Source organism: Rhizobium sp. TH2 (assembly GCF_024707525.1).
Taxonomy (GTDB): Bacteria; Pseudomonadota; Alphaproteobacteria; order Rhizobiales; family Rhizobiaceae; genus Rhizobium_E.
The window spans coordinates 1,573,506-1,598,941 of the sequence record NZ_CP062231.1; the positions used below are offsets into that span (position 1 = coordinate 1,573,506).

The following is a 25,436-nucleotide window of genomic DNA, read 5'->3' on the forward strand; positions in this document are numbered from 1 at the left end:
CTTCTTTGCTTATTTGGTGCTGCGCAGGCGTTCGGCGACGCCGCGAAGGATGCGATCGAGATTGATGGCGACCAGGCAGAAGACAACACCGGCGGTGATCCCGAGGCCGGCATCGGCCTTGCCCAGCGCGATGTAGATCTGTTGTCCGAGTTCCGACGTGCCGACAGTAGCGGCTACGGGGAGCATCGTGATCGCCGCCATCACCACCTGATTGAGCCCGAGAAGCAACGCAGGGCGTGCGGTGGGCAGCTGAACGAGCACCATACTCTGTAATGGCGTGCAACCGAGCTGTGTCGCGGTTTCAAGCAGGTTCGTCGAGACACTCCGAAGGCCCGCTTCCGTATAGCGGATGGCCGGAACAACGGCGTAGAGCGAGATCGCAATGAGCCCGGCAAATTAGTAGGTCCGAAGCCAGAATAACATCGCGATTCCGGCAAGCGGCAAGAATCTGACGATGTTCGCGATCATCCACCTCCGTTCCACCGGACAATGTGAGCTGAATGCGAAGATAGCGCTCTATCCGGTCGTTCACGGACCGGATGAGATTGAGCAGGAAGGGCCGGTTGGCATCCTTGTAGGCAGGAGTGAAACTGCCAGTTCAGCTCTGCCCATCGTGCCACGTCGGTCTCGCGGGCGAATTCATCGCAGTAGTTCTCGGCACGCTCGAATGTCTTGTCGGTCATCTTGGGAATCGAGAGTTTCAGCGCACTGGCCTCTAGCCTTGCGCGTACTTCAAAAATCTCGGCGATCTCGGGCTCGGTCACGCTGGTCACAACGGCGCCACGGTTGCGCTGGAACTCGACCAGACCTTCCGCCTCAAGCCGTTTCAGCGCCTCCCGCACCGGAATCTTGCTTACATCGAAGAGCTTGGCAATGTCGTCTTGGCGGATCGGCTCGCCTTCGTCCATGTCGCCCGTCACGATCGCCTCGCGAATATCTTCAAACTTGAAGTGCAGGCTATTTCTCATTGCAGATTTATCCTCGCTATGACTAAATCAGATTTCCGAACTGCGCTTCTCATGCCAGCGGGCGATCAGCTTGGAACGGTAAGAGCGAGTGGCTCGTCTGTCGCTTCGCCAGTCGTGTCCCACGAAGATTTCAGGACACGAGTATTTCCCAATCGGTTTCCTACGAGCTTCACCTTCCCAAGCGATACCGATCAGGTACTGCGTAAAATTAACAATATCCCGACCCCATATGGTCTCTTCCATCTCATCGACCACATATCCGTCTCGTAACTCGTGATAACGCGATTTTTCGAGCCGATATCGAGTTCGCAGTTTATCTCTGTCAAACGCAAAGATCGCTCCCTGACTTCCGAACTCGTCAGGCATGACAGCCCAATAGGCTGCCACCATGGGATCGCGGCTGAAGAAGACGGCTTGATCGCCCACTCGGCTGTAGTGCATAACACCCGTTGCGAAGTTGCGATTGTAAAACCGCGTACCTTTGTAAAGTACATTCCGGCCTTTGGATAAATTTCGAGCCGCAGTTCCTAGTTGATAGGCGTGTCTACTGGCATCCTTTACGATGTAATTCGGCTTGGCGTGCATTTATACTCCGATATGTTCTCACGAGCGTGATTGCTGGCAAATGTCATCTAAGTTAGTTTTGTGGTCTCCCCCAGACGCACCTTGCCCGGGTATGTAATAATAAAGATTATTGGGAGTACGCTGTTGGGAATAGGCGGCCGAATGAGCGAGCGAGCCTGTGATGTCACTCGCGTAGGTGGCATGGCATCGTCGCCGGAATATCGCATCCTTCTGCCCGTCACCTTACTTCTAGGCCAAAGGCCAAGCGGCGACTTTGTCCAAGAACGAAGCGGTGCCAAACAAAAACCGTCCGACCGAACTCAGCGATGTCGCGGCCCCCAGCAGAGGCCGAGATGTCTTTGAGGATTGCTAGTGCGCCGACCGCGAAGAGACGCGATTACTGATAAAGCTCGGGATCTCGCCTGCGCCAAATGAGACTCAGATCCCCGGTATAACGTTCATGGAGTCGGCCCGCCTCGAAATCCTGCACAAAGTCGTCTCCCATATATCGTGCGTTGTCGGAGATGCACCACTCGATGGTGTCAATGAGAGGCTCAGATGCGTGGATCTTGACCAGCAAATCTAGCACCTGATGCAATTCACGGTGGACGTAAAATGCCAACTCTTCTTCCTCGTCAGGCTCAATGGTCGGGCCTCTTAATCCATCGACCAAGACCGTCTGCTCGTCGTGTTGTAGTTCGTCAGATTTGTTCGGCATACGAGATCTCACCTTGTTGCATGGCTAATGTTGCGATGATCGTTTGTTGCCGGGTAGATATGGTAGTTTTTCATTTTATTTCAATAGCTTAGTATGTAATACTTGAGTGAAAGACGCGTGTGGGCCGAGACTGCGAAACCCAAAAGTATGTTGCTATGATATCAACTAGAAAATGGATTTTTCCCCCGGAGTTTGTTCAAGCCCATTCCGCGGCTAAGCACGCATCAACGCTTAGAAAAGCGTGGTACCCTTCTTTGACCTCACGTCATCGCTAGGAATTGCCCGATCCTGAACCTGATCCACACAGCCATTACACGAGACACCATTTTGATAATCGGGCTTCCTTGCGGATTTCAAATGCCTACCTGATTTTCGCGCCTAACGTCGAGCCAAGTGCCTGGATTATTGGAGGATGCCCGTTCTGTTAGGCGTTCAAAGTCGAGTTGGCATCGTGGCATAGGCATGAGGTCCGCCACGTCGGCTCCTGGCTGATTTGAGGTGTGAAACGGCCTAGTGGACGCCGAGCCAGATCTGCGAATGTAGCGTCGATCCGGATGCACAAGGCGACTCCTCAGTTACTCGCCACTTGCCACCAGTTCACATCGCCACGCCTCACCCAATTGCGTTAGGCTTAATTCGATAATGAGAACGCAGACCCGTTACTCGAGCGCTTCTCCGAAGATTGAGACTGGCGCTCAACGAAGGGTAATCTTGTGGTATTACGAATTCTAGGGCGCCCCGCAAAAAAACGGCCATAGCGAGTCACTGAGTGCGATCGAGGATTTGAGCTACCTCGGGGCTGGATCGCCACGCAGAACGCCGTCAGCGGCCAGATCTGAGTCAAAGAGGCTCTGTTGCTAAGAGGGTCGACCAAATGAGGGCGATGGCGCGCTGAATTTAATTGTTTCTATTCGCAGCGAAGAACCGACGGGACTGGGGCAACGTGTTGGTTTTTGTAATTCTGTGTCCCGGTCGCGTCGGGCAACCGCTCACTCATCATCGATATTCTCGTCGCTCGGCCGCGCGTTACACTAGGACAGGGCTAACGTATGTTGCGCGGTCCAGTATCGCAGCAGTTGCAGTACTGTGCGCTGCTCATCCCGCCGTCAGGTACCGTTACCGTGCCAGAACTGTGATGGTGATTGTCTCAATAAATTACGTGCCTCGAAGTTGCGGTTGAAAGCGAGGTCGTGAAAATATAGGCCTCATGACGGCCGGCCAGCAATGGAACCCAGGGCCGCGTGTTCATCTGTTTTCTGGATTTTTCATTTATGCCAGGGATTGAGTTCCGTAGATCGGGTGGCAATCTCACTTCCCGAGTCTGAGTCGAAGCGGCAAGCCGGATAGGCTTGGGTCAGCGCTGGCCGTGAGCGTTCCGGCCAAACGAACACACCATTTAATCGCCCCGTGTGAAGAGAAAGCGTCCGCCTGGGGGCAGGGACACAAACCTTCGCACCCGCGGGCCTTCGCTGCCGACGAGGGGACACATTCTTCGGCGGAGTCAAGCCCGAGCCAGGGCGTTGATAGCACGGTAGGTGGACAGCGCAGCCCGGGAAGATACTCGCAATTCGGTCGAACCTAAGCCGAAACCATGTTCGGATCTATAGAGCCGGATTTCCATGGTGGCTGGTCGAGCCCGAAAACGTTGATGACTACCTCATGATCGTGGACCTATACCAGGTTCGCGATCTGACTTAGGCTCGGGTTCGCGGCTCAGAATCGGCTTCATACCAGTCGGGTGAGACGAGACAGTATGCCATAGTGTAAGATTGCCTTCGTCTCGGATTTGGACTTTTCTTTATATTCTTCTCTTTTTTTCTTGGTAGTTAGGGGGAAAGGAAGAAGAAGATAGTATGGGATACTGTCTTTGAAGTTAGAGATGTAACACCCCCTAATTTCCTGAGCGGCGCTCGTACCACTGTGGCCCCTATAAGCCCGCACAGCGCGGCCGACCACCCCCGATGACACGTTGTCATCTGACCCCACAACCTGTTCCAGTACAATCCCCTCATGTCGGATTTCAACGTTTTCCTATGTTCGTCGCTATTTAGTAGAGACTCGGAAGGAGAGGAAAAGGAGGACAGTGCGGTATAATAACCAAAAAAAATGGTCAAAGGGAAAGTTGGTTGTTGCAAGGAAACCTAAGATTAGGCTCCATACAAAATACAGAATGCGTGAAACGTTCCCAGTATGCCATAGTGTCCGTTTTCCATGATGGGCCAGGCTGAAGCCCTTTCTATTATATTCTCTTTTTTTCTTGGTAGTTAGGGGGAAAGGAGAGAGAAGATAGTATGGGATACTGTCCTTGAAGTTAGAGATATGAAACCTCCCTAATTTCGGAGCATCGCTCCACACCACTGTGGCCATATAAGCCCGCACAGCGCGGCCAGTCACCCTGGATGACCATTGGTCGTCTGACCCTTACAAATCTCGCCACTGACTCGCTCCGTGGCAGCCAGCACCACATCGAACATATCCGCGAGCGCGGCTTTGGAGCGGGCATCTAGGGGGAGGCCTGCCTCTTTACAGCTAGGTCTCCAAAACACCGAGCTCAATTGAAACAGAAAACGTCGAAGCGCCCCATGAGGGGCGCCTTTGACCGGTGAGTTGTGCAATCAAATCTACGCGGACGCAGGAAAGACTTTGCGGCTTACCAGGCCAGGCAGATCGAGATGGTCGCTGTCGCACAGATCGAGGCGGGGATTTCCGTCACGAAGTATCCGAAGCACCTCATTCTCGCCAAACGCAGCCTGATCGAGGAACGAGAGCTGTCGACCCGACGCTTCCGCCCTCAAAAGGGAGCTTTCGAGCTGGATCTTCGGATCATCGGACTTGGGTGCCAGGCAAACAATCATATCAAGATCGCTCAGATTTGCCTTGTCGGTGAGATAGCTCCCAAAGACGTGTAGCTCCTCCACGTAGTGGGTGAGCTCCGGCATGATGTTTATTGCCTCTGCCCGGACGATAACCTTCTTGAGCAGCATTTCTGCCTGCTCCCGAGTTAGCTGGTTGAGGAATTTCGCTTTGGCGAACCTAAGCGCCTGGTCTGTAACGTGATAGCCGTGCTCGTCGGCTCGGAGATAGCCGAGGATAACAAGCTCACGAAGAAACTCTTCGGTGCGTACTTCATCTTTCCAAAGGATGCGAAGAACGCCCTTTGCGTCAAAGCTAGGCGGTGCCTTCTTGAGGAAGGTTCTCAGCACTGCTGCGGTCACACCAGCGATGATCTCATTCTTGTTTATCTGCATTGAAACCCCATATAAAGCCAGTTGGTTGCGAGTTAAAATCGATGAACCCATCATCGATACGTTGTATTTATGACGTCGATTTGTATCGTTCAAGTGGTGAGTGGGAATTATTATGGGAATTCGATGAAAGCGTTCCAGGCCAGAGCTGCGAGAGCAATGCTAAATTTGAGTGTGCGTGAGGTCGGACAACTCGCAAACGTACAGCCCAACACTGTCAGCCGCATCGAGCAGGATAATTTTGGTTCGAGAGGGCCGCTGGCAATGACCATTGAGGCATTGCGAAGAGTGTATGAGGAACGAGGCGTCGTTTTCTTTGATGATGGCGAGACACCGCCGCAGGGTCCGGGAGTGTGGCTGAAGGATCAGCAGGGATAATCGCTGGTCTTCGGATGCGATTCACGGGGTGTCCGCGCCAAGGCAACGGATGTCCGAAATGGGGCCGTCGGCAGACCGTCAGCTAATAGGATACCCAAGGACAAAGCGGACATGTGGATATTCAGCGGAAGGTCTGGGATTGGCCGCCCATTGCGGACATCAGCAGTCGCTTTACATACTGTCGGACATGCTGACGTCCTGTTTCAATGAGGTCGTGCCGATTTAGAAGGCAAGTGCGTTATGAGCAAATCACAACCCTAACCGAATGACACCTCGGAGGCGGTCCGCTGGACGTCCTGACGCCGATGTCCTGGTGTTCGTCCTTTGGCTCCCAGCAGTATGTCGATTTCGGCTTTATCACGGCCGTATTGCCTAAGAAGCCTCTTGGCGTGTTGATGACTGACGCAATATTTCCTGGTCACGTAGTCTTCGGTGATTTCGAGTCGAGTATCAGAGGCGTTCATGGCAAATCTCCTTGCCACGATAACGGAGGTTCGTTGGCTCGGGTTCCAAGAAGACCAATCGCCTCGCCTCGACTGAGGTGCGTCAGGCCTTCTTTCCGAACCCTACCTACTAATGCATGTGCTCTTTGAGGAAGTCGGCGAAGACCCAGGCCACAGACACCCAAACGCACGCTCGGAGGGTTGTAACCGCTGTTGGGAAGTGTTGGAACAGTTACCACATTGCCGCGTTGTCATCGCATCGTGAAAACAAGGAGACCCGCGATGACCAAGACCCTCGCACTTGTGTTTGCAGCCACTTTCGCCACCGCCACGCTCGCCTATGCCGACGACGTGATCATCCGGCAGACCGACCCGGAACCCACCAACAGCATTGTCATCAAGGAAAAACAGGACCCTGACGTCGTCATCAAAAAGAAGAAGGTCATCGTCCGCGAGGACAACGATGCTGATGTGACCATCAAGGGGTCGATTAACGTCGACTAATCTCTATAGCACCCTCGCGTCGCTGTGACGCGAGGGTGTGCGATCCGGCGCGCCAACAAAGACGGTTCATCGGCCTCTTCGACCAGGAAGCCGCAACCGTCGACGAAACAATCCACGTCGTTCGATCGGTTCAAACAGTTCTTCTGGTCCCTCAGGATCAAGGATTTCGTTGTCCGCCAGCCATTTCTCGATGTCAGACACATTCGGCGTTTCGTAGCATCGCAGTGACTTCAACCCGGTCCGTTTCCTCAGCGCCTCGACACCGCCGATGGCCGAACCCGCGATGTTCATGGCATTCTCGACCTCGTGGGCCTCCACACCCAAATGCTCGCCAAGCAGAACACTCCTGAACCCGGCGATACGGCGACGAAGAGCGTCGTCTCCTCGTGCTTCGAAGGCGACATCGCATTCCCTGTCGAAGCGCATCGACCGGTTGTTAATGTTGGACGAGCCGACGCGAACGATCTCGTCGTCGATGATCATGAGCTTCGAATGGACATAGATCGCCTGGCCGCTCGCGGTGACGGGATGGTAGATGCGGAAGCGGTCCCGCGGATCGTGCCGTCGAAGGGACTCCCTCAAACGCGCTCGCGCGGTGTCCATGGCTATGGCGCCGAGCCAGTTGTCGGAGGCAAGGGGATTGATCAGAATGACCTCAGGTCCGTCCGGCTCCGTCAAGCGCCGCGCCAGCGCCTGTGCTATTGCACGGGACGCGAAGTACTGGCTCTCGGCGTAGATCAGCTTTCGCGCCGACATGATCATGTCGACATAAAGCCGCTCGATCTCCACGACCCTCGGCTCGTCGAGGTGCGCAGGTTCGGTCCTGGAGATAGCAAGACAAACCCGACCGAACGAGAAGCCCTGACCATGCTCGTCCTCACGAGGTTTCAGTCCGGCTGCTAACGGTATCTCCTCGCCCCCAGCGCGCGTCCACCGCATGCGGCACAGCTCGCCGAGCGATCTCGCGGCTTCTCCGGTGAACTTGCTCGAGGCGTCGTGCCACGGGCCGTAAGGGCGGCCGTTCGGCCGATGCCTCGAGGGATTGTCGTCAAGGTGCTCGCGTGTATCCCATCGGTCGAGGGTCACATCGATGCCGCCGCAGAACGCTGTCCGATCGTCCACCACAAGCATTTTCTGATGATGGGAGCTGCCCAAAGGATGCCTCCCGTCCAAGTGGACGGAGATGCGTTTGTGAAGTTTCCATCTCAGGAGATACGGCAGATTGGAGAGCCGCATCCAGCTCGCGAGCAGTGCCGGGCTCCAAAGAAGTATCTTGATCTCGAGCTCGGGCTTCTGGCGCGTGAGCCAGATGATGAAATCCCCCACCGTCCGTGGCGCGCCGTCATCGACGTCGGGATGACCCAGAGTCGTACCTGCATCGAAGTCCCACCCAACCAGGAAAATCAGCCGTTCAGCCGCCATCATTGTACGACGGATAGCGCCGAAATAATCGTCGGCATCGACGATGATCGAGAAGTCGTCGGCCTGCTCCACCCGCCAGCAATTCTCGCCCGGCCGGAATACGGACCTGCTAGACATTTCATCCTCCTCGCTCACAGGTTAGCCGAATAACTGGTCGACTTCGAGCAGCATGTCGAGCAAGCCGTTTTCCGTTGCCGCCATGACCAGGCGCTCCTCCAGTTCCGCTCCATCGTCGTGAACTTCGAACGGATGCCCGCCTTCCATCGCCGCGACTGTGAAGGTTGCCTGCGCCCCTTCGGCGGTGGTGTTACCCAGAAGCAGGGCGGCACAGGTGTCGACCGCACGCCTGTGCGACGGGCCATTCCGCTCCGGAAACGCACCCCTGAGGCACTGGAGAGCCTCGTCCGCTGCTCCGACGAAGTGCCATCGGCCTTCCACCTGGACCAGGATTGTTTTCGGGAAGCGAAGGCCGGACGCCATTGAAGGTGTAGATTTCTTCCCGCTCGCTGTCATGCCGTAAGATGTACTCCGCTCAAGGCGCATGAACTTCCTGCAATGCCACCCCGTGCAGCGGGGGAGGGCAGCAGCATGATCGACGGAATGGTGGAGTTCGTCTTCATGGCCGTTGTCCGCTTGCGATGGTCGCGAGGTCCCGGGATGCCCTCCCGGCTTGCTCGAGACAGGGCCACACTTTCATACGGTTCCGCCAGGTGTTCATCGAAGGATCGGATTGCATCTTCGCGGCGAGGCGCATACAGGACGCAGCCTCTCGATCCTCGTGTTGGGTTGGCTTGCCGCTTGCGAATGCCGACACGGCGGCGATGGCGACCACGCAGAGTGAAATGAAGGTTTTCATCGATGCTTCTTTCAAAGGACGTGACACTGTCACGCGAGAGGGAAGGTGGTCGAGCTCGGCGCATCCGACAGATGGCCGGGCGACTGCAAGACATGATGGCGCGGGGAAGGAGTCAGACGGCCTTCGGCGGCGGCACGTCGGGTTCGCTCGAACGGGGCGTCCCGTCAGTCGCGACCAATGCCGCAACGACTTCGCCTCCCCCCGACCATAAATCCGGGAACGGGGAGAGCGCCAGGAGATGGCAACAGACGTTGCCCTGACAACACCGGGGCACGCCATCGACGTCGGGGTAGTCCAGCCAGGCCACCTTTACGGCATCCATGGGTTTCGTGACGTCGAGCAAGCCTTGCTCTGGCGAAGTGGCTTCGTGGCGATCACCTGACGCCACCGCAGGAGCCACGTGATCGCATGCACCCGCCTCCAAGACGAATGCGGCGAATACGAAGATCATCGACAGAAAAATCATTCGAATGGATCGTGCGAACATTTTGGACCCCAGCTTGCTGCCCAACGGTTGGCACGTCCGAAAGTTCCCAGCGATGCGCTTTAACCAATTGAATTTAATAGCTTACTGGGAGAGTCAACTTACTGTCGCCGGAGTAGCGCGTTTATTGTTCTGCACCTCGCTGAGCTAGGAGCAGCCGCGCGGTTCCCGCCTAATCTGCCCCGATGCCCGGAAGGCTGGCGTCCAGGTCTGAGAAATCGTCGTCGCGGCTCACGCCGTCGATGGAGGTTTTGGGCGACGTGGCCCGGATCGGTTGTGAAGGAACCAACAGAATTCCGGCGAGTTCAACATGCTGTCCTCTGTTAGCCGAGAAACGAGGCCAAGGAGTTCAATAGGAGGTTCATGTGGCAGAGAAATTCGAAAACGCGAACGGCGGAACTCCACGCACTGAATTCGAGCGATCGATCGCGCGTAGGTCGGCTTCCGACGGCTCGTCGTCCGGGACCACGACCAAGACCCCGCCGCTGGTCGATGGCAACGGTAGTGCGCTGAAGCGAGACAAGACAAATGCGGCGGACGACCAACTGAAAGCATTGAAGGCTGAACTCGAGAACCTCAAGCATTCCGTCGCGACGATCGCGACCACGGCGCGGGGAGTGGCGAGTGAAAAGGTGGACGTGACAGTCGCCGATGTCGAGGAGGCTTTGAAGCGAAACGTGTTCGCCTCCGTCGGCATCGCCGCATTGGTCGGCTATCTGTGGGGCAGGACACGTTAAGGCACACGCCTCGCGACATCGACGTGTTCGACACCAACACCGCTACACAGCACCTGCCGCGCTTCTCCGACATCCTGATCAACAGCGTCGAGAGCGGCGCGCTTATAGGTCATATAATACCGGTGAATATCGCCGCTGTGGCCTCTTATTGGGAAGATGTCGTGGCCTCGATTGGAGCCGGCGAACGCGTTCTTATGTGCGCGACGATCGATAGCGAGATCGCCGGTACAGTTCAGCTATATCTCTCTCGCGAGACTAATGCGCCGCATCGCGGCGAGGTCTACAAGCTCATCGTCCATCAACAATTCAGGAACCGGGGCATCGGCGAGGCACTTATGAAAGCCGTCGAGGTCGAGGCGAGGAAGCACGCGCGGACACTGCTCCTTCTGGACGCCGTGCAGGACGGCGAAGCCGAACGCCTATCTCGACGCCTGGGCTGGCAGGAGATCGGCGTCGTGCCGAGGCACTTCGTCGACCCGTGGGGAGGGTTCAAGTCGTCAGTCTATATGATGCGGTGTCTCGATAGCTGACAACCGGATGATGACGCTATTGGCGCATCCGAGGCTTGAGGTCTGGGCTACTTGTGGCCCAAAGCTGCCATCTGCCCATCGGGCAGTTGCCGAGACTATGGCGCGCGTCTTCGATTGACCTGAAAAATTCAAGCGGTGGGAGCGAGCGGGGCATCGCTCGAAAGCAGGCGTGCCATTGCGTCTGTGATTGCGTGGTCGTCATAGGGTTTCGAGAAGAATCTGCTCCCGAAAGGTAAGCTGCTTTCTTCAAGAATTGCAGCACCGGATGCGACAATCAGCTTCACAGGTGGCCAGCGGTTTCGGATGTAATGGGATAGTTTGATGCCATCCATCGTCCCGGGCATCTGAACATCGGTGAAAACCAGATCGATGTCGTCTCGCGACTCAAGCATGCGAATTGCCTCGTCTGCATCGCATGCTTCAAGCGCTTCGTAGCCCGCAGACAGAACGAGATCGACGGCGCCCATTCGTATCAACGCGCTGTCTTCGACGACCAGGACGACCGGTTTGCCGTTATTCATCGTTTACTCGGTTTATGAGAGTGGAGGCCGCGAGGGCTACAATGGGATAGCGCGTCGGGAGCAATTTCGTTCCTACGCTGCTGTAGAAACTTCGGTTCGGAGACCGGCGCTTTCCTGATGGCTGATAGTGACCACGGTGCCGGGGCCTGCATCGCTCAACTTGATTTCGCCGCCGAGGTTCTTAACCAGCGCCTCTACGATGCCAGTTCCTAGTCCTGCCTTTGGCGCATCGCTCCCGACCGGCATGCCGATGCCGTTGTCGGAAATCGAAAGAGTCCACTCGTTGCCCGACGATCGATAGTCGATGACGGTCGTGCCTGTTCGCTCGTCGGGAAAGGCGTGCTTGAGGGCGTTGATGACAAGCTCGGTCACAATCAGCCCCAAGCTTACGGAAACGTCGGCACTCACCGCGCTGTCATCGACCGTCACCTGAATAGCGAGCCGGTCAGGGTCGGCGATCATCGACGCGCCAAGGCTTTGGCCAAGTTGGGTGAAATAGGCACGGAGCTCAACACTGCCGCCGTGGGACGTTGAGAGTTGCCGTTGCAGGGCTGCGATTGACATGACCCGATGATGGGCATTGTGGAGGTGTCCGCGTGCCTCCTCCGACTGAACACGCCGTGCGCTCTGCATCAGAACGCTTGCGATAATCTGGAGGCTGTTCGCGACCCTGTGCTGGACCTCCTGCAAGAGGATGGCCTTATCGCGAATCAGATCATCTTTCAGGCGCGCTTCGGCGCGCGCGTTGGTCACGTCGGTTACGGCCAGAAGTAGGCGAATATGATCGATGTTGCCGTCATCGAGCGTCCGCGCATTGACAACCAAATGCAGTGTTTTGTGGTTTGGCCGCTGAAGGTCGATTTCATAGGCCTCGATATTCGCACTTCCCGAAGCGGTGGCGCTCAGAAGTGACGCAAGCTTGGGCATCGCCCATTCGCCGTTTCCGAGTTCGCCAAGGCGGCTACCGGGAACTGACGCAGGATCGATCTCAAAGGCACGACAGAACGATGCACTCGCTGCAATGACCTTCAGCTCGTCTGACAGGAACAGCAGCGGTTCATTGGATGACACCACCACGGCAAGGGTGCTCGCCGCTTCGAAATGCACTATTGGTGTCTGTGGCATGAAATGGCCCTCAGGGGCCGAAGACTCACGGAGTGAGTCATTGCTCGGCAACACGCCGACGAGTCCGAAGTTCGAACTCGACAACAACACTATAACATGACTGATCCTCAACTGTTCCACTAATATCAAGGCTGGCCCGGGTCGCGGTAAGACCTGGCCGAGCTCGATCATTCCTCGACGCCGGTCGATCGCCAAGAATGAGCTAGACTACCCCAGTGTTCATAAGGACGTGATGACCGCATGTGGCGGCGCATAGCGGTCATCGGGTTCAAGATGCCGGAAACATCGTATTCTTGGCGTTATCCCACGTTCGCAAACAGCTTCGCGATTTCTGTCGCAAGCTGCGATTGGCTATAAGGCTTTCCCAGACGCGGCAGGTCACTTCCTGACCCCGGAGGTAGTTCCGCATAGCCTGATGCGACAAGGATAGGCAGGCTTGGGTGAAGCTTCCTTGCGGCAAAGCCAAGTTCAGCCCCGTTCATTCCAGGCATCGAAAAGTCAGTGATCATCAAATCGAACTCGTGCCCTGCTTCAAGAAGGGCAAGCGCGGCGGCACCTGAATTGGCCTCGGTCACGACGTGACCAAGGTCTTCCAGCATGTCGACAGAACTCATTGCGATCAAAGCGTCGTCGTCCACCATGAGAACGCGCAGCTGCGTCGTTATATCGCGAGTTGCTGGAGGCGCTTGCACTTGGACCTGTTCGACGACTCGTGCTGTCGCCGGCACCCAGAGTTCCGCAGTAGTTCCGAGGCCGGGAGTACTGGTAAGCATCAGCGTGCCGTGAAGCTGGAGAGCGAGGCCATGAATCATAGATAGGCCGAGGCCCGTGCCCTTTCCCAATTCCTTGGTCGAGAAAAACGGTTCGATCGCCCGGTCCAGCGTGTCCTTGTTCATCCCACATCCTGTGTCCGACACGCCGAGGACAAGGTAGCTTCCAGGCTCGAGCTCCTTGGAGGGATTGACGAGATTTTCCTCCCGTACATAAATCGAGAGCGTACCTCCCTCAGGCATCGCATCACGCGCGTTGATTGCTAGGTTGAGAAGGGCGAGTTCTATCTGGTTCGCGTCGGCAATCGCCATCGGCAGACCGGAGGGAAGTTGCTTTTCAATCCGGATATTCGAACCGATTGACCTCGCGAGGAGGTCGTCCATACCATTTACCAATTCCGACAGATCGACGGCCTTTACCGTCAGATCTTGTCGCCGCCCAAAGGCCAAAAGGCGCTGAGTGAGTGCCGCACCGCGCCTCGCGCCCCGTGTCGCCCCGTCGAGAAGGCGGCTTGCCTTCGGGTCCTTGACGAGATGTTTGCTGAGGAGTTCGAGATTCCCCAACACCGCCATGAGCAAATTGTTGAAGTCGTGCGCCACTCCGCCTGTAAGTTGACCAAGTGCTTCCAGCTTCTGAGATTGTCGCAACTGCTCCTCGGCTCTTTCACGCTGGGCGACCTCTTCGACGAGAATGCTGTGAGCCTTTTGCAGCTCTTCGGTACGCTGGGCGACGCGCTCTTCCAAGGTAGTGTTCAGTCTGCTGATTTCATCAAGCCGGGCCCGTGCCTCAAATTGTCGGCGTCGTCCCTTCAGGGCGGACCGGGCGACGCTGATGAATGTCGTCACGTGGAACGGTCGCTCAAGGAATGTGACGTTTCCGAGCACCTCCGACAACCGAGCAGCGGAGGGGTTTCGTTCGAGGCCGCCGCCCCTCCGGGTAAGGATGATGAACGGCAGGTCGGACCAAGCAGGTTGGTGGAGAAGCCACCCGGACAACGCCCGCAAATCGCCGGCGTGGGCGCCTTCCTCGGTCAAAACGACGAAAGCCGTGCCGTCGTTGATGGATGCGACGACGGATGCCAAGTCAGATATCGCGACAGCTGCTATGCCGCTCTCTCGAAGAAGCGAGATGGCAACCTCGGCATCCCGGCCGTCAGGCGCACACACAAGCGCGATCAGATGAAGTTGGTCAGGAATTACTTGTGCCCTCCGCCGCAATTAACGGTCCGCCCACGAGGGTCGGCACGCCACGAAGAACGCCTTGGAATTCTGACAGGGGTTGCCCCAATGCCAAACCCTTGCCGGATATGCGATATTCTCGAATCGTGTCCTCGTGGCTCCCTGTACGTTTCTTGATCACCGAGACTGCGCGACGCACCTTTCCGGTTGCCTCGAAATAGCGAAGGAGCATTACAGTGTCCGCGAGATATGTAACGTCCACCGGAGACTTCATGTCGCCTACCAATCCATGCTGAGCGACTGTCAAAAACGTATTTGCTCCTTGGCGATTCAGGTACTGCAGCAACTCGTGCATATGGAGAATGAGTGCCTGCTCGTCAGGCATCGAGGCTTGGTAACCGTTGATACTATCGATGACGACAGTTTTCGCACCTGCCATGTCGACCCGCGCACGCACTCGGTGTGCAAATTCTCCCGGCGACAATTCTGCAGCATCGAGCTGTTCGATGTGAAGACCTCCACCATCTCTCATCTCTTCGAGGTCAATTCCCATCTGCTTCATGCGAGTGAAAAGCAGGCCCAGCTCTTCATCGAATATGAACGCGGCCGCCTTTTCACCACGCCGGACCGCCGCAACTAGGTACTGCATGACGAAAGTGCTCTTGCCGGTTCCTGCGGGACCGAGCACCAGAGTGCTTGAACCGCGCTCGATACCCCCACCGAGCAGCTCGTCGATTTCCGGTACTCCGCTCTCGACACGATCGCGTTCAAATGCCGTCTTGTGCTCTCCAGCCACCAAACGCGGAAAGACTACGACGCCCCCAGTTCGTATCGCGAAATCGTGGTAGCCGCCGCGATAGCCCTGCCCACGATATTTCAAGACGCGCAACCGTCTGCGTTCCGATCCGTAGGTCGGGGCGAGTTCCTCGAGATGTATGACTCCGTGGACGACGCTATGTACGGTCTTGTCGTTCGATTCAGCCGTCATGTCATCCAACAGCAGGACAGTGGCCGACTGGCGCGAAAAATAATGTTTGAGAGCTAGAATTTGCCGGCGGTAGCGAAGAGAGCTTTGGGCGAGCAATCGAATTTCAGAAAGGCTGTCGAGAACGACGCGCGAAGGCTTTACGCGCTCAACTGCTTCAAAAATCAGCTTCGTGGTTTCACCAAGCTCAAGATCGGACGAATACAGAAGACTCTGCTGCTGCCTGGCGTCCAGCAGGCTTTCCGGAGGAACGAGTTCGAACACTTCAATGTGTCCATCGAGCCGCATGCCGTGCGATGCAGCACCCTCTCGCAATTCTTCCTCTGTCTCCGAAAGAGTGACATAGAGACACTTTTCCCCGCGTTTCGCACCCTCAATGAGAAACTGTAGAGCGATCGTGGTTTTCCCAGCGCCGGGACTACCCTCCAGTAGAAAGACCCGGTCACGCGATAGCCCGCCAACGAGAATATTATCAAGGCCAGCAATGCCAATCTCAGCTTTTTCTTTTTGCCCGCTTTGCATCCAGCAACTCCTCAAAGTTTTGGTGGCAATACACGGCTTCATGCGTCCTCTTATGGCCCGCAATCGAGCATGAATTGATGATTGGCCCACCTGCGATGCTTAACTCGTATGGCGAAGAAAAGTTCAAGCCGGGGAAACGCTTGCGTGCATAAAATGCACCTAAACGCGCTGCGCTGCCCGATGACTGCTGTTGACGCACAGGCGACGTGACGCCGCCGCGGAGCAACGTCTGCTCTTAGGCACGCGCGATAATCATCTCTATGACCGATACGAGGGCGCTTTGCCGTCCGGCTGTTCCGGGACCGGGAGCAGGCGGTCCGCGGTTAGGAGTTTAAACGGAAATCGGACATCTTGGTCTTCGACGCAGACGTCTGTCTCCCCTCCAGTGATCACCAGCGTCTCGACCGCGTTTCTTCGCAAAATCAAATCCAGGCCACCGCCGATCCAGGAGAGTAAGTGGTCTTGTCAAATGCTAAAGCTGGCGAACCCCACCTCAGTGCGCCATGGTGCAGCCATGGCGCGTTCGGGCTGCACCGAAAGGGAATTTTAGAACTTATTCATGGAGGGTTCAGGTTCGTTGGCCTATTCGCAAGGCACAACGAACTCGAGGAATCTCTCATATGCGTAAAATCTTAATTGGCGGCATCGCCGCCCTCATCGCTGCCACCAGCCTTGCGACCACTGCCGAAGCAGGCAACAAGTGGCGTCACGGCGGTTGGAATAAAGGTCATCACGCCGGCTGGAACCATCGCGGCGGGCACCACAAAGGTTGGAAACGCCATGGATATCGCCACGGTCACCGTTACCATGCCCGTTGGGGTTGGCGCGGTGGCGTCTGGATTGGCGGTCCTACTGTTGTGATCGGCAGCGGCTGCGTCGTAAAGAAAAAAATCAAGCACAACGGCGTCGTTGTCAAAAAGCGCTATTGCTGATCTTGAAGAAAGCCCGGCCATTGAACTGACCCCCGAAAGTTGGACACCCAACTTCGGGGGTTTTGCATGTCCAAACACAGCAGCGCGTTCAAGCAGGAAGTTGTCGAGTATTACGGCGACGGGGCACATAGCTACCGAGAGGTCGGGCTGCGCTTCGGTCTCGACTATTCGATGGTTCGTCGGTGGGTAGCCAGCCACGCAGAACATGGCTTGGCGGGCTTGGCTCGGAAACACAGCCACTATGATGCGCAATTCAGGCTATCGGTGCTTAAGCGGATGTGGAAGGATGGTCTTTCCCATCGACAGGCGGCTGCGCTCTTCGACATTCGCAGCGTTGGTTGCCTCTCGGTCTGGGAGAGGCAGTATGAGCGCGGTGGGATTGAAGCCCTGGGTCCGCGCCTGCGAGGGAAGCCCAGATCAATGCCGGAACCACCGACCACAGGCACTGGCGCGGATGGACCGCAAAGCGACGAGGCCAAGAGCCGTGAAGAGCTGTTGGCAGAACTGGCCTATCTGCGGGATAAGAGGTTCTCTGGTGCGACGTCCGCTTTGGCGCATTGAAGTCACCAGCGAGAGTATTAGCTGACTCCACCAACATCCACTTCCGCGCAAAGACATCAACTCGGCGCGCGCGGTTTCTGGGAGCACATCGCTCCGCTGGTCGCTCGTATCTTCAGGCACGACCACCCCGCATAGACGGCCAGCACTGCACTGAGGGCGAGAGCCATCTCCGTCGATATCGACAGCCCGATTTCGGGCATTGACCCAAGAGCATACGCCAATGCGCCGCACGTCGGCTTCAAGGCCGGCCTTCTACTAGCCAAAGCTGTGACTTTTTGCGGCGACGCTTACGGATCACCTCGGACACAAGGATCAGTCCAACAGCCGCGCTGGCGCATGTGCCGGCGATCACGCAGAGCGCAATTTGAAAATCCATCATGCACGACCCCGTCTTGTGTCCCTCGAAAGATTAGCACACGCTAAAATTTATGACATCACCCATCTGGGGGGTGTATCCCTCCATCACCCCTATGTTACGGTTGTGTAACTGTAACATTCTCACCCGGTGGCTCGCGCTCTGGTAGGTTTATAGGGGACAGGCACACGGAGGCACGGTAATGGCGGGCCATTTGGTAAATACCGGCGACGAGCCGAGAGATGAAGTCATTCAAAGCAGGTTTCGGCTTCGATCGCTAACCCAAATTCGCGCCCGCCAGTGCAGATGGCCGGTGCTGGAAGATCAGAAACAGATCGGCCATTTTCTGTTTTGCTGCCTGCCCACGGATGGCGCGGCGGTTTACTGCACAACTCATCATAAACTGGCGGTCTCGAGAGCAACGAAGGGAACGCCCTTCCGCCGGATGGCGAAGACGCGCGCTGAAGCGACCCACGCGACGAGAGGATGCCAAGGAGCGATATCATCGAAGCCATCGCTTCGAAGGAAGCTGATGTTGAAGGCTTTAAGACGGTGTTGCTTGGCATCGATAGCCATGAAGGCGCGGTTGAAGCCATTTGCCTGAAGGTCGATGGGTTCGAGGCAGTTTTGGCACGGCATGGCATGATCGGGATTGATGCCGCTCCGAGCCGGGCAAAGTTGGCCGACGATTTGATTGGCCTCTGGCGGATGAGGAACAGTCTTAAGTAGGAGCTGGCAATGGCGATGAGCGAGCGGGCCGAAGATGCGAGCTTCAAAGCGATTGGTGGGGTTCATCCCGACGTTGCGCGGGCGGAAATGGAGGTTCTCCTGTCCGATCCCCGATTTAAGGTCGCTGATCGGAACCGGGCCTTTCTAAAATATATCGTGGAAGCGGCGGTTACTGGTCGATCTCAAGGTATCAAGGCCTATTCAATCGCCATCGACGTGTTTGGTCGCGATGCCAATTTCGATAGCAATACAGATCCGATTGTTCGCATCGAGGCAACGAGGCTCAGGCGATCTCTAGAGCTATATTACCAAAGCTACGGTGTTGATCATGGCGTCCATATTCGCTTGCCACGTGGCAGGTATGTAGCGGAATTTGAAGCGTCGTCGGTGCCGGAACCCACTTTCAAGCTGGTTGCCACTTACAAGGATTCTCGCGCGTCGCCGGTCATCAGCATCGACCGGCCCCGCGCGCGTCGGTTTACCCTGATCGAGGTGGTGGTCATAGCGACGTTCGCGAGCCTGGTCGGCGCTTGCGGCTATGCGTCCATTCAGATGCTCTTCCGATAATGCGTGCCCCGGTCGCGACGGAGAAGGTGAGCATGGAAGAGCACCGCAAGAATGTGAAAGGCAGGGAGTCCATAATGAGGATTGGCCGCAGCGCCGACGGCGAAACCCGCATAGAGTTTCTAAAGGCGATCAGGCCCGACGACGAGCGCTGCTTTTGGCGCGGCGTCACGAGTGCCTACGTCATTGAGAAAATGAAGGACGCGTTTTCCGCCGAGATCGAGGCATATCAAAAAGCGGAGCGCGGGTAGGGTCTATTGAATATCACCTTTCGGCGGCGTCTCTCCGGGGCATGCAGTCACCGGTTAACGGGGCAGAGCAATTTCCACATTGGCAAGGATTTTCAGCCAATGTCACCTTTGTAGGCATTCTCACGCCGCTGCCTGTCGCTCTTGATCTGGCGAACCATGCTGCGGGCGGCACCGGCCATTTCGTACATGAATGCCAGGAATGACACCGTAAGCGCAACAAGAGCGCACCCGAAGAACCAGAACAGTGCCGTGTCTCGATAGTCTTCTCTGATCGCGCCGGCCAGCAGACCCAGTGTGGATAGGCAGGTGAAAACGGCAGCAAGGATCGCCAGAATAACGGATGCTTCAAGCGCCAGTGTACGGTGTCGGAGATATGAAAGCTGCTCGCGCCGCGCCTCATTCGCTTCTTCGCCGTAAAGGACAAGATCAGCGACATCGTTGGCGCGATCCGAAACCCTGGCAAGGCGCATCGACACGACGTTGAGAACTCCCGCAGTGCCTGCCAGGAGAAAGACAGGGGTTAGTGCCGTTTCGATGATGCTTACAATTTCAGGCAGTGCCGAAGTCGAATTACTGTCCATGCTCCAATCTCCAGGTAGCCGTTACAGTCCAGGTTCAGCGCGGCAACTTGTTCGAGTAATCCGCGAGGCCAACAAGCAGGCGCGAATGTCAGAACGAAGGCACGGTCTCATCAGCTCGATATGTGGTTTCCCTGCCCTACGCTGTGCAAGTGATCCGCATGAGCGTGGTGTCCGGGGCGCGTGTCTCAGCCGGCAGAGAAATTGGGCAAGTGCTTTCGCCAGCGCACGATAGCGTCATGGCGACCTACATGCTCGCTCTGTCGGACATTACCGGGCGTAGCGCGGAACTTCGTATCAAGGCGCGGGCGGCGAGCCAATCTCTCGAGGCGGCTCGCACCTACAAGAGCGTAAGCGAGGCGGCGGACAAGAGAATGTCCGCTACCAATGCCGCCGAGGTCATCCACCGCATGCAGGTTTTGGAGGAACTCGCCCTGGCGACCAAGGAGGTCGTCACTCTGGAAGCGGAGGTCGCCGAATCCACAATTGAGCTTGCCTCCCTCGACAAGTTTGTCGACGGCTGAACGTCCGTCGAGGTTGAGCGCCGTTTCCAAAGAGGAAGAGTTTTAGCGCCGATCTCGGGGATCGTCTCGACGGGTGTTGCGTATGACCGGCAATCGCTCGCTGCAGGCGCGCCGATTGCTGAAATCCTCGATCCAAGAGATGTATTTGTCGATTGGTATATTCCCAATGTGCGGCTGATCGATCCCGAAATAGGCAAAGAGGTTGTCGTGGTGTTCGGTAAGAGGCACATCCCCGGAACGATCGCAGAAATCCTACCCGTGTCGGCGGTGTATGCTCGAACCCAACAGCCGCCGACAGGTGTCCGTCCGGCAACCCAGATCGCGCGCGTCCGTTTTGCCCCGAACGCTCTGTCCCCACCTTTGAACGCGAGTGTCACTGTTCGCATGCACTACTCCGAATTCTCCGCCAGAGTGGGCTCCGCACTGGTTGGATTTCTAGGTTTTGATTGAAGACGCCGCCGTAGATTGCGTCGGGAGCGCCCGAAATGCAGATAGACGCGCACCAAACGGTATGCCTGGCCTGCGGGCTGCGGAATTGGAGTATTTTTCGGTCCTCCATCACATGGTCTGTGCCTATGCCGGTCCAGAGTATGATTTCGACCTTGTGGCGATGGGATACATGTGCTCAAGATGCCGGCGTAATATAGCACCCTACGATCCTGCTTGCGAGATCGTGGGAACAAGCGCCCGTTGCCGACAATGTTGTAAGGAAATGGTCGTGCTCCCCTAGCCTGTGTCCATGCCGGGGATTGATTGACGAAGGCTCGAACCAATCCCTGCGATCTGCAGCTTGATCTGATACTGATCCAACGCGAACCATGGTTTCGGTCTACAGGACGCGCCACCAGCGGTATTGACGGTCACGACAGGCTCGGCCTGATCCCCCTCTGTTACGTCATCGTTACTGTAACGTACTGACGCTCGGGCAGGTATGTGTGTGAGTATCGTCGGGGGAGCATAGCCAAGCAAACACTCGTCAATTGCCAGAGGCTACTACCGCGCTGACAAACCGGCAATCGCGATGGAGCCCGGGCTTTGGCGATTGCGGTCGCCTAATGCCAACCTGAAGCCTCGGAAGGATGCCTTATGGCCTCGATGAAAGTAGCAGTCTTCAGCGCTCAGAGCTACGACAAGCAATTTTTGGACGAGGCAAACCAGCGCGAGGCGGTGCCCATCGATCTAATTTATCACGAAGCCGGCCTCTCGTTGCAGACAGTGGCCGTTGCACAGGGATGCGATGCGGTCTGCGTTTTCGTCAACGACCTGCTGGATGCACCCGTCCTCGAAGCGTTGAACAAGCTCGGCGTGAAGGGCATCCTTTTGCGGTGCGCAGGTTTCAATAATGTCGATATGGACATCGCTGACAAGCTTGGTTTCTTTGTGGCGCGCGTACCTGCCTATTCGCCAGAGGCTGTCGCCGAGCATACGATCGCACTGATCATGACGCTCAACAGGCGCACCCATCGTGCCTATAACCGGGTTCGCGAAGGCAATTTCAGGCTCGATGGCCTGTTGGGCATGACACTTCACGGGAAGACGGCGGGCGTCGTGGGGCTGGGCAAGATCGGACTTGCCACCGCCCGGATTCTGAAGGGCTTCGGCTGCCATGTCCTGGGGTTTGATCCGATGCCTCCGCCAGCCTTTGCGGAGTTGGGCGAACTGGTCGATCCGCTAATCCTGCTGGCGCGTTCCGACATCATCACGCTCCATTGCCCGCTTTTCGAGAGCACCCGGCACATGGTCAATGCCGAGAGGCTGGCATTGATGAAGCCGGGCGCAATGCTGATCAATACGTCGCGCGGCGCATTGGTCGATACGAAGGCCGTTATTGCGGCGCTGAAATCCGGCCATATCGGTGCGCTCGCGATCGATGTCTACGAACAGGAGAGCGAACTATTCTTTCACGACCGTTCCTCTGACATCATTGTCGATGATGTTTTTCAGCGTCTGCTGACATTCCCGAACGTGCTGGTAACGGGACATCAGGGCTTCTTCACCATCGAAGCCCTGCGCGAAATTTCGGATGTGACGTTTGAAAATATACACCATCTGGCCAACGGAACCAAAAGCCCGAATGCCGTCACGAGGGCGTGATTTCACCTTCTGATACTGCGCCGAACCAGATAAGTCAGGACATCGCCGATGTGGCAGCAAATTTACGACCCGTTGGGAAATCCTTATCTTTCGGCGCTAATCGCAGTGTTTCCAATTCTGTTCTTCCTGTTTGCGTTGACGATCCTGAAGCTCAAGGGATTGAACGCCGCTATCATCACGCTGATTATATCGATCTTGATGTCTGTCGCCGTCTTTCATATGCCGATCGAAAAGATACTCGGGGCGGCCGTCTTCGGCATCCTGAGCGGTCTGTGGCCAATTGGCTATATCGTGCTCATGGCGGTCTGGCTCTATAAGCTGGCGGTCAAGAGCGGCAAGTTCGATGTCATCCGGGGAAGCATCGCAACAATATCGGACGATCAGCGCATTCAGGTCATTCTGATCGCATTCTGCTTTGGCGCCTTTCTGGAAGGCGCGGCCGGATTCGGCGTGCCGATCGCGATTTGCGCCGCGCTGCTTGTGGAACTCGGTTTCAAGCCGATCAAGGCAGCCATGCTCTGTCTGCTCGCGAACGCCGCCTCGGGAGCATACGGCGCCATCGGCATTCCCGTCCTGGTCGGTGCGAAGGTAGGCGGAGTCGATCTGGCGGATATGTCCCTTATGATGATCGCGATCGTCCAGCTTTCCACGCTGTTCGTGCCCCTGTTGCTTGTTCTCGTTCTCGATGGTTTTCGCGGCGTGCGTGAAACCTGGCCGGTCCTGCTTGTGATTGGCGTACTTTTCAGCGGCCTTCAAACTCTCACACTATATTTCCTTGGCCCGGAACTGACTGACATCGTGGCCCCGTTGGCCTCCATGGGCGCGCTGGCATTATTCATGCAGTTCTGGCAACCGAAGCGGATTTACCGGGAAGACGGTGCCCCGCCCGTATCGGCTCAACGCTGGTCGCTCACGGATGTGCTCAGGGCCTGGTCGCCATTTTACATTCTGACCGGGTTTATTTTCGCATGGAGCATGCCGCAATTCAAACAGCTCTTTGCGAATGATGGTCTTTTCGCGGCCACGGTGCTGAAACTGCCGATCCCGTTCCTGCATCTGCAGATCGAGGAAATGCCTCCCATCGTTGATGCAGCCCATGCACTGCCTGCTGTCTGGAACGTAGCGCTGATCAGCGCATCGGGCACGGCAATCTTGATCGCTGTGATCATCACCACCTTGCTTTCATCAAGATTGTCGCCGTCGGGAGCGTTCGACCAGCTCAAGACAACAATTCGCGAGCTGTGGAGCCCGCTGACCATGATCTCTCTCATCATGGCCGTGGCCTATATCGCCAATTTCTCTGGAGCATCATCCAGCATCGGTCTGGGACTGGCTCAAACCGGTCGGATCTTTCCGCTGATCGCGCCTGTAATCGGTTGGTTCGGCGTGTTTATCACCGGATCGGTGGTCAACAGCAATACCCTCTTTGCCCACCTGCAATCGGTTACAGCTACTCAGATCGGGACCAGCCAAGCCCTGCTGGTGGCCGCCAATACGAGTGGTGGAGTGATGGCAAAACTGATCTCGCCGCAATCCATCGCCATAGCCGCCGCTGCTGTTGGTCAAGTCGGCCGAGAAGCCGACATCATGCGGACGACTCTGTTCTACAGTTTCGCGCTTCTTGCGTATGTCTCCGTCTGGACGTTTATGTTGTCCTTCATGGTCTGAGAGTTTGTTTCGGAAAGTCGTCCCGATTTGCTAGGAAACTGAACAGACACGATCCACATAATCGATGACGGGTCATCTGGTAGATCAGTGACTGCCTAACCCAAAATGGTCCTCCGCTCGCCGCCTCGATGACTGTTCGACCAATCGGAGATGAACTCGTCAGGACCTACGGAAGCGAGGTGTCGTTTGCCATTTATTGAGGTTCATCCTCACTTTGGGCGATTCGTAGGCTGTTAGCGACGATATCGCTATGGGCGGGCGTGCGAAAGAAATCGAAACGGTCGCCCGGCCCAGGGGTTAAGATTCTGGGTGTGACGCTCACTGTTGACGATGGGTGGGTTGTTTCCGCTCGGCGAAGCCGAAGTCGGCATGACTGGGCCCGCCGCAACCTCCAGGATCTGCCGGTCCAAGGCAAGTCGGTGACAGTGACTCCTGCTCAGCCGCTGGCGTTGTGCACATCGGGAATGCGCACCGGCGAAAATTCACCGCCGAGTGCCGACGGTAGCTGATCGATACGCGGGTCGGACGAGCAGGAGAGATTGTCGGCCTGCTCGGCCATAGTGCCGGTGGCGTCCTGACGAGCCGTCGATGGAGCGGCTCGGCATGCCGGTCAGTGATGACACCATCCTGCGGCAGTTGAAGCGGGATGCCGTGGTTGCTCAACGCAATTCCGAGATACGGGTGGTCGGTATGATGAGTAGCGCAGGGCGACGAGCTACGGAACCATCATGGTTGCCTCCGTAGGACATACATCGCGAGTGTGTGCTTGCGCATCAAAGAAGTGATGACCGGACCGACCGCTTTCGGGTGTCCCAACAAATTGCATGGACGTCAGAAATAGGGGCGCAAAGCGGACCTGGGCTAGCAAATCTTCCACGGCGCCGCTCGCGGGGCCTGAGGTGATTGATCGTCGTCTTGATCCGGTCCCCACGCCGCATCAATGCCGCTAGTTCCGTATTACACCCATGTCTTTCCCTGACAAATGCCACGCCGTTTGCCGCTTGGTTATCCCAATGCCGGCAGACACTTAATGTATCGACTGTTCACCGCCACGCTTCCTGGAAGCGATCCAGGCGTCGATATCGCCCACACAAAAGGCCACCCTTGCCGTGCTCAGTCGAACACTCTGGGGAAATTCATTGCGCTGTTGCATGCGCCAGATCGTGCTCCTAGAAAGCGATGTCGCTTTGCAAACCTGCTGGGTGGTCAAGAGAGGATACATTCGATTT

27 protein-coding genes and 3 pseudogenes are annotated in these 25,436 nt (G+C 56.5%); 14 read left to right on the plus strand and 16 right to left on the minus strand.

What is annotated here, in order from left to right; translation table 11 throughout:
* Positions 1-9: 9 nt before the first annotated feature.
* The 5 genes and pseudogenes from IHQ71_RS07895 to IHQ71_RS07915 all read right to left on the minus strand — a co-directional run bounded on the left by IHQ71_RS07895 (position 10) and on the right by IHQ71_RS07915 (position 5,498).
* Positions 10-384: an ABC transporter permease subunit gene (locus IHQ71_RS07895; protein ID WP_308737960.1), complete on the minus strand. Its 375-nt coding sequence runs from the start codon at positions 382-384 to the stop codon at positions 10-12.
* Positions 302-935: pseudogene (locus IHQ71_RS07900) on the minus strand (GntR family transcriptional regulator); the annotation flags it as partial. The pseudogene IHQ71_RS07900 and the gene IHQ71_RS07895, both read right to left, overlap by 83 nt.
* A 60-nt stretch (positions 936-995) precedes the next feature.
* Entirely contained in the window at positions 996-1,553 is a 558-nt protein-coding gene (locus tag IHQ71_RS07905; protein ID WP_258161390.1) for a hypothetical protein, read from the minus strand.
* A 376-nt stretch (positions 1,554-1,929) separates the two neighbouring features.
* A complete protein-coding gene (locus IHQ71_RS07910) occupies positions 1,930-2,250 on the minus strand; it encodes a hypothetical protein (protein WP_258161391.1) in 321 nt (106 codons plus the stop codon).
* 2,621 nt (positions 2,251-4,871) lie between these two features.
* Positions 4,872-5,498: a hypothetical protein gene (locus tag IHQ71_RS07915; protein WP_258161392.1), complete on the minus strand. Its 627-nt coding sequence runs from the start codon at positions 5,496-5,498 to the stop codon at positions 4,872-4,874.
* A 123-nt stretch (positions 5,499-5,621) separates the two neighbouring features.
* Here IHQ71_RS07915 and IHQ71_RS07920 point away from each other — a divergent pair, with 123 nt between their 5' ends.
* Both IHQ71_RS07920 and IHQ71_RS07925 read left to right on the plus strand, forming a co-directional pair.
* Complete coding sequence (locus IHQ71_RS07920; protein WP_258161393.1) at positions 5,622-5,873, plus strand: helix-turn-helix domain-containing protein; 252 nt, start codon at positions 5,622-5,624, stop codon at positions 5,871-5,873.
* Positions 5,874-6,598: 725 nt separating this feature from the next.
* A complete protein-coding gene (locus IHQ71_RS07925; protein ID WP_258158996.1) occupies positions 6,599-6,820 on the plus strand; it encodes a hypothetical protein in 222 nt (73 codons plus the stop codon).
* Positions 6,821-6,886: 66 nt separating this feature from the next.
* On the opposite strand, the gene IHQ71_RS07930 is transcribed toward IHQ71_RS07925, so the two are convergent.
* The 3 genes from IHQ71_RS07930 to IHQ71_RS07940 all read right to left on the minus strand — a co-directional run bounded on the left by IHQ71_RS07930 (position 6,887) and on the right by IHQ71_RS07940 (position 9,585).
* Complete coding sequence (locus tag IHQ71_RS07930; protein WP_258161394.1) at positions 6,887-8,359, minus strand: phospholipase D-like domain-containing protein; 1,473 nt, start codon at positions 8,357-8,359, stop codon at positions 6,887-6,889.
* Between the two features lie 21 nt (positions 8,360-8,380).
* Entirely contained in the window at positions 8,381-8,722 is a 342-nt protein-coding gene (locus tag IHQ71_RS07935; RefSeq protein ID WP_258161395.1) for a DUF982 domain-containing protein, read from the minus strand.
* A 488-nt stretch (positions 8,723-9,210) separates the two neighbouring features.
* Positions 9,211-9,585, minus strand: coding sequence for a hypothetical protein (locus IHQ71_RS07940; RefSeq protein ID WP_258161396.1), 375 nt, complete (start codon positions 9,583-9,585; stop codon positions 9,211-9,213).
* A gap of 362 nt (positions 9,586-9,947) precedes the next feature.
* Between IHQ71_RS07940 and IHQ71_RS07945 the strand changes: the two genes are divergently transcribed.
* Both IHQ71_RS07945 and IHQ71_RS07950 read left to right on the plus strand, forming a co-directional pair.
* Positions 9,948-10,319: a hypothetical protein gene (locus IHQ71_RS07945; RefSeq protein WP_258161397.1), complete on the plus strand. Its 372-nt coding sequence runs from the start codon at positions 9,948-9,950 to the stop codon at positions 10,317-10,319.
* A gap of 23 nt (positions 10,320-10,342) precedes the next feature.
* On the plus strand, positions 10,343-10,849 hold the full coding sequence (locus IHQ71_RS07950; RefSeq protein ID WP_258161398.1) for an N-acetyltransferase: 507 nt from the start codon (positions 10,343-10,345) through the stop codon (positions 10,847-10,849).
* A 128-nt stretch (positions 10,850-10,977) separates the two neighbouring features.
* Here IHQ71_RS07950 and IHQ71_RS07955 read toward each other — a convergent pair whose 3' ends face one another.
* The 6 genes and pseudogenes from IHQ71_RS07955 to IHQ71_RS07980 all read right to left on the minus strand — a co-directional run bounded on the left by IHQ71_RS07955 (position 10,978) and on the right by IHQ71_RS07980 (position 16,904).
* On the minus strand, positions 10,978-11,370 hold the full coding sequence (locus IHQ71_RS07955) for a response regulator (RefSeq protein ID WP_258161399.1): 393 nt from the start codon (positions 11,368-11,370) through the stop codon (positions 10,978-10,980).
* 72 nt (positions 11,371-11,442) lie between these two features.
* Positions 11,443-12,495, minus strand: coding sequence for a sensor histidine kinase (locus tag IHQ71_RS07960; RefSeq protein WP_258161401.1), 1,053 nt, complete (start codon positions 12,493-12,495; stop codon positions 11,443-11,445).
* A gap of 299 nt (positions 12,496-12,794) precedes the next feature.
* Positions 12,795-14,462, minus strand: a complete 1,668-nt coding sequence (locus IHQ71_RS07965; RefSeq protein WP_374990009.1) for an ATP-binding protein — start codon at positions 14,460-14,462, stop codon at positions 12,795-12,797.
* Positions 14,455-15,951: an ATPase domain-containing protein gene (locus tag IHQ71_RS07970; RefSeq protein ID WP_258161402.1), complete on the minus strand. Its 1,497-nt coding sequence runs from the start codon at positions 15,949-15,951 to the stop codon at positions 14,455-14,457. The genes IHQ71_RS07965 and IHQ71_RS07970 overlap by 8 nt, the downstream gene beginning before the upstream one ends.
* A 360-nt stretch (positions 15,952-16,311) precedes the next feature.
* Positions 16,312-16,433 (minus strand): annotated as a pseudogene (locus IHQ71_RS07975) (cysteine hydrolase family protein); the annotation flags it as partial.
* Positions 16,434-16,583: 150 nt separating this feature from the next.
* Positions 16,584-16,904 carry a hypothetical protein gene (locus tag IHQ71_RS07980; RefSeq protein WP_258161403.1) on the minus strand — a complete coding sequence of 107 codons (321 nt, stop codon included), beginning with the start codon at positions 16,902-16,904 and terminating at the stop codon, positions 16,584-16,586.
* Positions 16,905-16,949: 45 nt separating this feature from the next.
* On the opposite strand from IHQ71_RS07980, the gene IHQ71_RS07985 reads away from it, so the two are divergent.
* From IHQ71_RS07985 to IHQ71_RS08000, 5 genes are all read left to right on the plus strand, one after another.
* Positions 16,950-17,444, plus strand: a complete 495-nt coding sequence (locus IHQ71_RS07985) for a helix-turn-helix domain-containing protein (protein ID WP_258161404.1) — start codon at positions 16,950-16,952, stop codon at positions 17,442-17,444.
* Positions 17,445-18,001: 557 nt separating this feature from the next.
* Entirely contained in the window at positions 18,002-18,403 is a 402-nt protein-coding gene (locus IHQ71_RS32025) for a GcrA family cell cycle regulator (RefSeq protein ID WP_374989968.1), read from the plus strand.
* Positions 18,286-18,528 carry a hypothetical protein gene (locus tag IHQ71_RS07990; RefSeq protein ID WP_258161405.1) on the plus strand — a complete coding sequence of 81 codons (243 nt, stop codon included), beginning with the start codon at positions 18,286-18,288 and terminating at the stop codon, positions 18,526-18,528. The genes IHQ71_RS32025 and IHQ71_RS07990 overlap by 118 nt, the downstream gene beginning before the upstream one ends.
* 9 nt (positions 18,529-18,537) lie before the next feature.
* Entirely contained in the window at positions 18,538-19,095 is a 558-nt protein-coding gene (locus tag IHQ71_RS07995; RefSeq protein WP_258161406.1) for a hypothetical protein, read from the plus strand.
* Between the two features lie 32 nt (positions 19,096-19,127).
* The gene (locus tag IHQ71_RS08000; protein WP_258161407.1) at positions 19,128-19,343 is read left to right on the plus strand and encodes a hypothetical protein; all 216 of its coding nucleotides are present in this window, start codon (positions 19,128-19,130) and stop codon (positions 19,341-19,343) included.
* Between the two features lie 92 nt (positions 19,344-19,435).
* On the opposite strand, the gene IHQ71_RS08005 is transcribed toward IHQ71_RS08000, so the two are convergent.
* Positions 19,436-19,924, minus strand: a complete 489-nt coding sequence (locus IHQ71_RS08005; protein ID WP_258161408.1) for a DUF2721 domain-containing protein — start codon at positions 19,922-19,924, stop codon at positions 19,436-19,438.
* Positions 19,925-20,160: 236 nt separating this feature from the next.
* On the opposite strand from IHQ71_RS08005, the gene IHQ71_RS08010 reads away from it, so the two are divergent.
* The 5 genes and pseudogenes from IHQ71_RS08010 to IHQ71_RS08025 all read left to right on the plus strand — a co-directional run.
* Positions 20,161-20,445: a hypothetical protein gene (locus tag IHQ71_RS08010; protein WP_258161409.1), complete on the plus strand. Its 285-nt coding sequence runs from the start codon at positions 20,161-20,163 to the stop codon at positions 20,443-20,445.
* A 60-nt stretch (positions 20,446-20,505) separates the two neighbouring features.
* The gene (locus tag IHQ71_RS32030; protein WP_374990010.1) at positions 20,506-20,895 is read left to right on the plus strand and encodes an HlyD family efflux transporter periplasmic adaptor subunit; all 390 of its coding nucleotides are present in this window, start codon (positions 20,506-20,508) and stop codon (positions 20,893-20,895) included.
* A gap of 645 nt (positions 20,896-21,540) precedes the next feature.
* Positions 21,541-22,539, plus strand: coding sequence for a 2-hydroxyacid dehydrogenase (locus IHQ71_RS08015; RefSeq protein ID WP_258161410.1), 999 nt, complete (start codon positions 21,541-21,543; stop codon positions 22,537-22,539).
* A gap of 48 nt (positions 22,540-22,587) precedes the next feature.
* Positions 22,588-24,207 carry an L-lactate permease gene (locus tag IHQ71_RS08020; RefSeq protein ID WP_258161411.1) on the plus strand — a complete coding sequence of 540 codons (1,620 nt, stop codon included), beginning with the start codon at positions 22,588-22,590 and terminating at the stop codon, positions 24,205-24,207.
* Between the two features lie 302 nt (positions 24,208-24,509).
* A pseudogene (locus IHQ71_RS08025) lies at positions 24,510-24,941 on the plus strand (ISL3 family transposase); the annotation flags it as partial.
* A gap of 293 nt (positions 24,942-25,234) precedes the next feature.
* On the opposite strand, the gene IHQ71_RS08030 reads toward IHQ71_RS08025, so the two are convergent.
* Positions 25,235-25,429, minus strand: coding sequence for an AlpA family transcriptional regulator (locus IHQ71_RS08030; RefSeq protein WP_258161412.1), 195 nt, complete (start codon positions 25,427-25,429; stop codon positions 25,235-25,237).
* Between the last annotated feature and the right edge of the window lie 7 nt (positions 25,430-25,436).